The organism is Wolbachia endosymbiont of Drosophila seguyi (assembly GCF_028981765.1).
Taxonomy (GTDB): Bacteria; Pseudomonadota; Alphaproteobacteria; order Rickettsiales; family Anaplasmataceae; genus Wolbachia; species Wolbachia pipientis.
The window spans coordinates 1-8,739 of record NZ_JAPQLM010000181.1; the positions used below are offsets into that span (position 1 = coordinate 1).

The 8,739-nt window shown below is 36.7% G+C and carries 5 protein-coding genes and 2 pseudogenes; 2 read left to right on the forward strand and 5 right to left on the reverse strand.

What is annotated here, in order from left to right; translation table 11 throughout:
* Positions 1-334 precede the first annotated feature (334 nt).
* Together OZD62_RS04790 and OZD62_RS04795 are read right to left on the reverse strand one after the other, a co-directional pair.
* Positions 335-583, reverse strand: a complete 249-nt coding sequence (locus tag OZD62_RS04790; protein WP_049749685.1) for an IS110 family transposase — start codon at positions 581-583, stop codon at positions 335-337.
* Positions 576-1,407, reverse strand: a pseudogene (locus OZD62_RS04795) (IS982 family transposase). The gene OZD62_RS04790 and the pseudogene OZD62_RS04795 overlap by 8 nt, the downstream one beginning before the upstream one ends.
* An 85-nt stretch (positions 1,408-1,492) precedes the next feature.
* Between OZD62_RS04795 and OZD62_RS04800 the strand changes: the two are divergent.
* A pseudogene (locus OZD62_RS04800) lies at positions 1,493-1,813 on the forward strand (transposase); the annotation flags it as partial.
* 394 nt (positions 1,814-2,207) lie between these two features.
* Positions 2,208-4,115 carry an excinuclease ABC subunit UvrB gene (gene uvrB, locus OZD62_RS04805; protein WP_275019543.1) on the forward strand — a complete coding sequence of 636 codons (1,908 nt, stop codon included), beginning with the start codon at positions 2,208-2,210 and terminating at the stop codon, positions 4,113-4,115.
* 201 nt (positions 4,116-4,316) lie between these two features.
* Here uvrB and OZD62_RS04810 read toward each other — a convergent pair whose 3' ends face one another.
* From OZD62_RS04810 to OZD62_RS04820, 3 genes are all read right to left on the reverse strand, one after another.
* Positions 4,317-6,776: a hypothetical protein gene (locus OZD62_RS04810; RefSeq protein ID WP_275019544.1), complete on the reverse strand. Its 2,460-nt coding sequence runs from the start codon at positions 6,774-6,776 to the stop codon at positions 4,317-4,319.
* Positions 6,777-6,809: 33 nt separating this feature from the next.
* A complete protein-coding gene (locus OZD62_RS04815; protein ID WP_010962871.1) occupies positions 6,810-7,004 on the reverse strand; it encodes a hypothetical protein in 195 nt (64 codons plus the stop codon).
* A 233-nt stretch (positions 7,005-7,237) separates the two neighbouring features.
* Positions 7,238-8,671 (reverse strand): hypothetical protein, encoded by a 1,434-nt coding sequence (locus tag OZD62_RS04820; RefSeq protein WP_458695162.1) that lies wholly within the window; start codon positions 8,669-8,671, stop codon positions 7,238-7,240.
* Between the last annotated feature and the right edge of the window lie 68 nt (positions 8,672-8,739).

Sequence of the window (8,739 nt, forward strand, 5' to 3'; positions counted from 1 at the left end):
TATAGCTAAAGTGACTTAGGTTCTCTAATTGCACATAAGTCAACAATAATTTTCACACAAATCAAAACAGCATATCTTCTCCATAATCCTTGGTAATTTTACATAAGTTAAAAGTAGCATATGGTTCTCTCCGCGGTCTGAGATGACAATAAATTTGTCAAGCCGCATTATACTTGTTAGGCGGAAGTGGACGGCAACATGTTTACCACGAAGTCTAACTAAGTTCTTGCTTGTCCCTTCCATCGGCATTGCTATCTTTATTTTCAATAAAATTATTGTCCTATGCTCTTTTGATGTTTATTGATAATAAAATTCTGTTTTATCAACCAACATCCTATGCATAATTACAGCTAATTTTCTTGCTACTGCTACAATTGCTTTTTTCATTCCTTTTTTCTTCGCAACCCCAGTTTTTTAATTTAAATGTCCTCTTGGTAACTGTAAGCATTGTTTGTGCAGCTTCATATAACATACTTCTACATTCCGCTGGTCCCATCTTTGATATGCTGCCATGCCGATCAACTTTTCCAGAAGAATATTGCCTTGGTGTCAACCCTATATACCCCAGTTGCGGATTAGCCAACGAAGTAAAGCTTAGAAATGCAGCGGCTGCATGGAATATGAAACAAGCGTAGAAAAAATGTGTACCAAAAAATTTATCGGTGATCTGTGGCGAGTATGCTCAATCTCAAATTTGTTTTTCAGAGAGCCAAAAACTGTCTCAATAATCGATCTTTTTCTTAACAAAATCTTCTCATTTAGCACCATTAATGAGTTTTTCATACCCTTTTTATACTGGTTACAAGCTTTAACCCTCTATCGAATAATTCGTGAAAAAGATCTTTTTTGATATATCCTTTATCTCTAAACAATAATCCAGTCAATTTCTGAGTTAAATTTGGCACAGGTATCAACGTTGCCTTTTGTCACCGTAACCCCTTGAATTTCGCCAGTTTCGTTGATTACTAGATGTACCGAAAAACCACCCATAAGTAGTCTTTCCAATCTTTGCCAACCCTTTGAAAACTTTGTTTCTCGAGGTCCTTTTTGGATGGCAAACAGCGATAGATTATGTACGAAATCCCTGTCACTTTTGACTGTTCGCAAAACCATTGCATTAAGAGCGCTAAATACCATAAAACCTGCGATTTTAGCCTGATAAACCTACTATAGGATGGCAATTTTGGAAACGCTGATTCGTATAATAATTTCAAATAATGCACATAGAAAATTTTAAAATTGTCGCACTTGATATAGCAATATTATGGTAAAAATCTCTGAATGCGTAATCTCTGGCGTCCTGGTTGGTTTTTTGCCACTTGGTAGAAGTTTTTCTGCAAAATTTTCATCGACTGTATTGCAAAAATCATCGACTATACAAAAGATTTCTGTTACTTTCTCTTTCATTGGTAACCTCCTATTTTAGGAATGAATATCAAATACCTCGGAGTTTACCCTATTTCCTTACCTTTTCTATTTTTTCTAATTTACAACTGGGGTTAGCAGTGCTGTGAGAATGGTTGAAAGCGCAAAAGAAAACCTCTCGGAAGTTAAAAATATACTGGTCGATGCAGGTTATACAGGAGAAAATTTTGCAACTCAAATAAAAACGATTATTGGAGCAACTGTAGAAGTAATAAAACGAAGTGAATTACATTCCTTTGCTGTATTGCCACAAAGATGGGTTATAGAGCGATCTTTCGCTTGGTTAGAAAAATGCAGACGATTGTGGAAAAATTGCGAGCGAAAACTTAACACTAGCCTACAAATGGTCGTTCTTTCCTTCATTTCTCTTCTATTGAGAAGATTTTAAACAGGTTCTAAATCTTTATTTTAAAAATGTCATATTGACCACCGGTACCTGAAAATACTATTCCAATTGATCAGAGCTATCCATTTCCTTAATTTTTGTAACGTTGTCATAGGAGTACTATAATTTAGTATCAACTATGTTTTATTGTTTTTGCATCTAAAAAAATTTAGCTTATTCAAGCAGCATTTTGCCTTTTTTTGGATGTAGGGATTTTTTAGGAATTGTCTTCTTGAATTCTATGGTATTTTGTTTAACATTGAAACAAGATTCCAGTGTCAGCTACTTGCATGACATTGTTGGTTAATGTTTTATGGCTTTACGATAGCTATACAACTTATCTTAAAAGCAATATAGTGTTCACTATGCAATGAATCAAAGATAGTAAGTAAAGTCTATGAAATTTCAAATCACTACACATTTTCAACCTGCTGGAGATCAACCGCAGGCAATCGATAGTTTAATTGCGGGGCTAAATAGCAATAAAAGAGACCAAGTTTTGCTTGGAGTTACTGGTTCTGGGAAAACTTTTACTATGGCAAATGTTATTGCAAGGACAAACAGGCCTGCATTAATTATGGCACACAATAAAACTTTAGCAGCACAGCTTTATGAGGAAATGAAAGGATTGTTTCCCCATAATGCTGTTGAATACTTCATTTCTTATTATGATTATTATCAACCTGAAGCCTATTTACCACAAACTGATACTTATATCGAAAAAGATTCTGCAATTAACGAAAGAATTGAGATGCTGCGTTATTCCACCGTCTGCTCCCTTTTGGAGCGCAGGGATACGATCGTAGTTGCCAGTGTTTCCTGCATATACGGTCTTGGTTCGCCTGAGAGCTACCGCAGCATGATCATACTGCTTAGTGTTGGAAATAAAATTCGTATTAATGATTTCCTGAGCAACTTAACTGATCTTCAATACAAGCGCTCTGATGCCAGGTTTGAGAGAGGATATTTCAGAGTGCGCGGCGATATTGTTGATATATTTCCTTCCCATTATGAAAATAAAGCTTGGCGTTTATCGTTATTTGGCGATGAAATAGAAGAAATTTCTGAAGTTGATGCTATAACGGGCAATGTTACCAAAGGCGTAAATAAAATCACCATTTTTCCAAATAGCTATTACATAACCCCGCGTGAGGCTTTGTTGCAGGCAATTGAACTAGTCAAAAAAGAGCTGCATGAACGCTTGGATTATTACTACTCGCAAAACAAGATTATTGAAGCAAAGCGCCTCGAGCAACGCACTAATTTTGATATCGAAATGATGAGAACAACAGGAATATGTAAAGGTATTGAAAATTATTCGCGTTATCTCTATGGAATGGAAGCTGGGGATCCACCACCTACTTTGTTTGAATATTTACCTAAAGACGTAATTTTATTTGTTGATGAGAGTCATGTCACCGTTCCTCAGGTTGGTGCGATGTACAGTGGTAATGAGGCGCGTAAAAAGAAATTGATTGACTATGGCTTCAGGCTCCCTTCCGCTTTTGATAATCGTCCATTAAAATTTGAAGAGTGGGAGGGAGTTAGGCCGCAGACTGTTTACATTTCAGCCACTCCCGGAAAGTATGAGTTGGCAAAGACCAGTAATGTATTTATAGAGCAAGTTATCCGTCCAACAGGGCTTACGGACCCAATCTGCATTGTAAAACCAATAGAGAGTCAAATTGATGATGTAATTCATGAGGCACAAGTGACAATAGGGAGGGGATTTTGTGTTTTAATCACTACATTGACGAAAAAAATGGCTGAAAATTTAGCTGAATATATGAGTGAGATGAATATGAGAGTGAGTTATTTGCATTCTGATATTGCTGCGCTGGAGAGAATAGAAATTATATACAAATTGAGATCTAAAGAAATCGATGTTTTAGTAGGTGTTAACTTGCTGAGGGAAGGTCTTGATATTCCAGAGTGTGGGTTGGTTGCAATTTTGGATGCTGATAAAGAAGGATTTTTGCGATCGGAAACTTCATTAATTCAAACGATTGGTCGTGCTGCGCGTAATGCTGAAGGTAGAGTAATTTTGTATGCAGATAAAATCACTGGTTCTCTGGACCGTGCATTAAGAGAGACCGAAAGAAGAAGAAAAAAACAAGAAGAACATAATATATTGCACAATATTGTCCCAAAGACTATAATAAAACCTATATCAAACACCTTACAGGAGAGGGCAATAGCAGAACCGAAAGTAAATACTAATAAGGATGATTTGAGAAAGCAAATGATAGAGCATGCTGAAAATTTAGAATTTGAAGAAGCAGCAAGAATAAAAAAATTATTGTAAGGTTAAATAACACATGATGTAATGTGCATAGTATAAAAATGTAAATAATTTTATTGATATCTTTATATTAATACTTTTTAAACATTTAGTACCGCGCAATATCTGCAATGGATGAGAAAAACTAACACCAGTGCCTTTAGGGTCAGGGACTTTACCCTAACCCTAATAAAACGCTTAGGTGGCTGAGAGCGGTGGATTAGATCAATTGCTTCTAAATTTTTTTATGGGATAGTGCTGCTCGGCCTTAGTGGCATACAGGTCTGTGGATATTGTCAATTCTTCCATTCCCACACTCAACTCTAGAGTACGTTTTGGCGATCCTCCTCTAGTATTCTCACAATCCATAGACTCATAACCACTTGTTGTTGCCTCAGCTTTAGAGCTTACGTTTTCAGCATCAGTCGCCTCCGCTGAAGAGATACCGCCGTCTTTATTATCTTCGGACTTCATCTTTTCAGCTTTTGACGTACCTTTAGCAGGCCATTGCTCTTTCCTAAACGACTCTACTTCCCAACCATCATAATCACGGTTAATCCAGTATCCACCTTTGTCTTTTGTAATTGAAATATATTCTAATACGCTTTCATCGGGATAACAGGTTTTAATTGCTTTTTTAGGGGATAACCCATGTTCTTGCACCTGAAAATTTACCCATTTGTCCTTTTCAGATTTCACTGCCTTTTCGACGATGTTAATGTCGATATCTTTTATTTCTACTTTTCCCTCACGCTCCCGACTAAAAAGTTCTTTTAAGTTAAGTAAGGCACCACGACTTATATTAGCAACAACTGTTGTTTCTTGGTTTTTCTCACAATTAGAAAGAAATTGAAATGGAAACTCATTGAGATCATAGGCTTCTTCCTTATTGACACGATACTCTTCTTTCGTTTTATCTATTGTCTCCTCTAAATACTCTTTTACATCAACACTATCATCAATTAAACTAGCAATCTTCCCATTTTTTACAATAAAGTTAGTATGAGGAGGATCCAAAACATAATTATTTAAGTTAAACCAATAAAGCAATGCTTTAAACAACTTTTCTTCTTCCTTTTCCTTAGTAACTTGCTGTTTTTTAGGTTCCTCATTAGAAACCTCAGGATTTAAGAATGTTGAATCATCCCATGCTATAGGAGAAGAAATCGATGATGATCTATTCAAAGATAGCTGTGATTGATCACCAGTGGATTGACTTGAATCTATTTCCCCCGGCACCAACTGAAACAGCCCCCCTTTTCCTTCCTCTCTTTCTGATCCCTGCCTGGGAGGCCTCTCTAACCCTTCACCACGACTTCGCTTGGGAAACTTCTGTGTCGGTGATGACAATTCAGTTAAGCCAGAACTTGGACCACCACTTGAAGAACCAGAATCCTTAAGTTGTGGAGGTGAATCACCAAGACCACTATCTCTGTCTCCTCTAGATTCAAAAAACCTAGCCCCAGTTTGTTCAAGCGGTGTTCTTGGTGGCTCTGCATGTGTAGGAGAATTGAGTGGAGAAGTTACCGTTGAGGAGGATCGACTCGAGCTACGTCTCTTAAAATTCTCAAGATCAACTGCAAATTCAAAACGTCCGTTTATTTGATTATATGCAATTGGAGACCCCATAATTTTAGGAAGTAACTGAGCAATCTGCTTATTAGAGAAAGCATAAACTGGCTCTTTACAATTAGCAAATTGTGGATTTGCAGTTTTGCCTCTAATATCACTTATACAATGAAAACCATTAAATATTCCTCCATTAATCTTTGATGCATCCCTAGAACTTAAAGATTTCAACTGACCATTCTCTTCTATAAAAGGTATAAGAGCAAAACTATGCCCATTCTTTATTTTGTTTTTGTTTGTAAAGTCATCATAATCATACCCGTCAACAAACTTTCCTGTCGCTTTAAGAATTAGTTCACTCAAAACATTTTTACAATTTTCAACTTTAGACTCTACGCTGCCTGGAGTTCTAAAATCAAGCGCTACTCGCCCTTTAACATATTCTGTTACACTCCTGACTACCTTATCACTCACATTTTTAATGTATAACATACCATCTTTATATTCATAAAAGCCTGAACTCTTAAGACCACACGCCTCTAATCTTGAGTTAAATTCACTGATATAAAGACTCTTCAATAGCTCAAAAATCCTCGAATTATACCTTTTTTCGAGGTACTCGTTGCTAAAAGCTATACAGTATAGATAAGGACTACCTATCGCTCCTGTTCCAACAATTCCATTGACCCATTCATATGCTTGTTCCTTCGTTATTCCTACTAATTCTTGTAGAAGTGCAGCCACTTTAGATCTCACAGCCCCCTCAAACTCATTAGCAAAATGAACCTTCAAGTTACGAATTACTCCATTATCTGTAGAATCTGCAAGCTTTACTTTCACTATGCCATTACCTAAATCCTCTTTATCAGGATTAGCATCTAGAACAAATGGAAAATAGTTTAAGTTATAATATTCACTTGCTAACTCAGTTCCATCACTGTAGTGCTGCTTTATTATCTCCTCTCCTATTCTTCGCAGATATTCTTTTGTATTAGTACCACTGGCAAATAAACCAACAATCTTTTTACCTTCTACAGTAAAATTAGTATTGACCTTATCAATACCATAATTATTTAAGTTAAATGCGTTAACTAGCTCTTTTGTAGAATTACCCATAACTCCCCCTACTAAAATTGTGATGAAACAACATTACTTACTTTTACCTTTACTACTGCCAGCACTAGTAGAGCTACTACTCTCCATTTGCGAGCCAGGCTTGCTACTTTCACGTCTCTGTCTTTCACGTGCCTCAAGCATTACCGGATTAGAACCGCTATACTTTTCATACCTGCTGCTTGGAGTAAACCCTTTATCGCTATCTTTTTTATCATTATTACTATACATATTGACCCCTAAGTAAAAATATTATGTAATTAGTATACTAAAAATAAATTGTAGTGCAAGCACTTTTTTTATATTTTTTAGTATAAATTTTATTCGTCATTTTTATACTCCTGGATTCCAGCGTCACGCACTGGAATGACATGGTGAGGCGTCATCCAAGTAGCTGACGCTGGTTTCCATCCAAGAGGGTGTCATCCCAGTGCCCAGACACTGGGATCTAACTACCTTCACGATTATGTCTTTCCTACTGATTGACCTTCTACACATTTCTCAACTTTTACATCATTAGTCAATCCTCTTGGTGATTGAGCATCATTCACAGAACCTTCATTCTCAGCACCATTCCAAACACCTATTTTAAAATTGGCAAGTTCTTTTGCAAGTTCGGTGTAAAGGTTATCCGCTTCTTTCTTATTAACATTACCATTCAGACGGCTTGCTGCATAACTAGCAGACTCGTTTTTCTTCCCATTATCAAGCTTGTTTCCTTGTCCATTAGTGGGTGGCGTGGTTCCTCTTCCATTAACACTAGTATTCGCATCCCTTTCTCGGAAACCAATATTCTTTATTTTATTAAAATTAATTTTTATCCCACTTGCCACAGGCTTCTTGTCTGGAAGTTTCGGTGGACACACCTCTTTCTTCGGTTCAGGTTTCGCTTTTTTCTCTTCATTCACTTTTTCTGGTTTTTGTGAATTTTCATGATATTTTCTTTCAAGCTCAGCAAGACGCAATAGATGTTTCAAAGGATCTGACGCAATTTCAAGTTCTGGTTTGCTCAGAACAACCGGTCTTACAAATCCTGGTGAAATTTCAAAAAGGAAAACTGGCACTTTAGGTTTTTCTCCTTCATCCACTTTCATTTCTACGTCTTCGCAAACTTCTTTAGTTGCTTCTAATGATGTTTTTTCTGCTTTTTTATCTTCTTTTTCTGCTTTTTTATCTTCTTTTTCTGTAGATGCCTCTACCGCAGCCGCCAACTCAACTCCAAACATCTCTGCGAACATTGTAACAATCCATCCGACAACGGCCATTTGTAACCTGAGTTTCAGATCTTGCAATGCAGTTAATCTTTCTAACGCCCTTGCAAACTCTTCTTCTGATAACTCACCACTGCCTAATTTTTCCTGCAATTCTTTTATCTCTTTGTCCAACTTCTGATTGAAACTTAAATCGCGTGCAAAAATCTTCTTGATTAACTCCTTAAGCTTATCACGCAAAAACTTCACTATCGCAGCAATCAGGTTTTTTTCTTTCTTCTCCTTGAGCATTTGGTAGATTTTCGGATCATCTACATCTACTTCAAAAAGGTTGAAGAGAGATTCAAAGAAATTCCAGAAATCTCCGAGTACTCTTCCTTTTTCACCAGTGAAGTAATCCTCATCATCACCTTCTCCGATATGTAGCTCTGCTTGAGATGATATTTCATCGATACAACTAGAAGCCTGACGCTCACACTCGAGCCTCCTGAGCAAATCTTGTCTGGTAAGCTCCTCTATGGCTGCTTTTAGTTCATTTAGCTTCTGCTCTGCAGAGAAATCTTGCTCCCTGATTTTTCCTTGGAAGATTGAGCTACCGTTTCCGTTATTATCTGAAAAATTTTCCATTATTTTTGCCTCCTCAATAAAATTACTGCCTTTGTTGTTACCTGAAAAGCTTTCCACCATTTTTACTTCCTTCATAAAACTTAATAATTTAATTCTACAGTACTAAATATTTAAGAACTATTAATGTA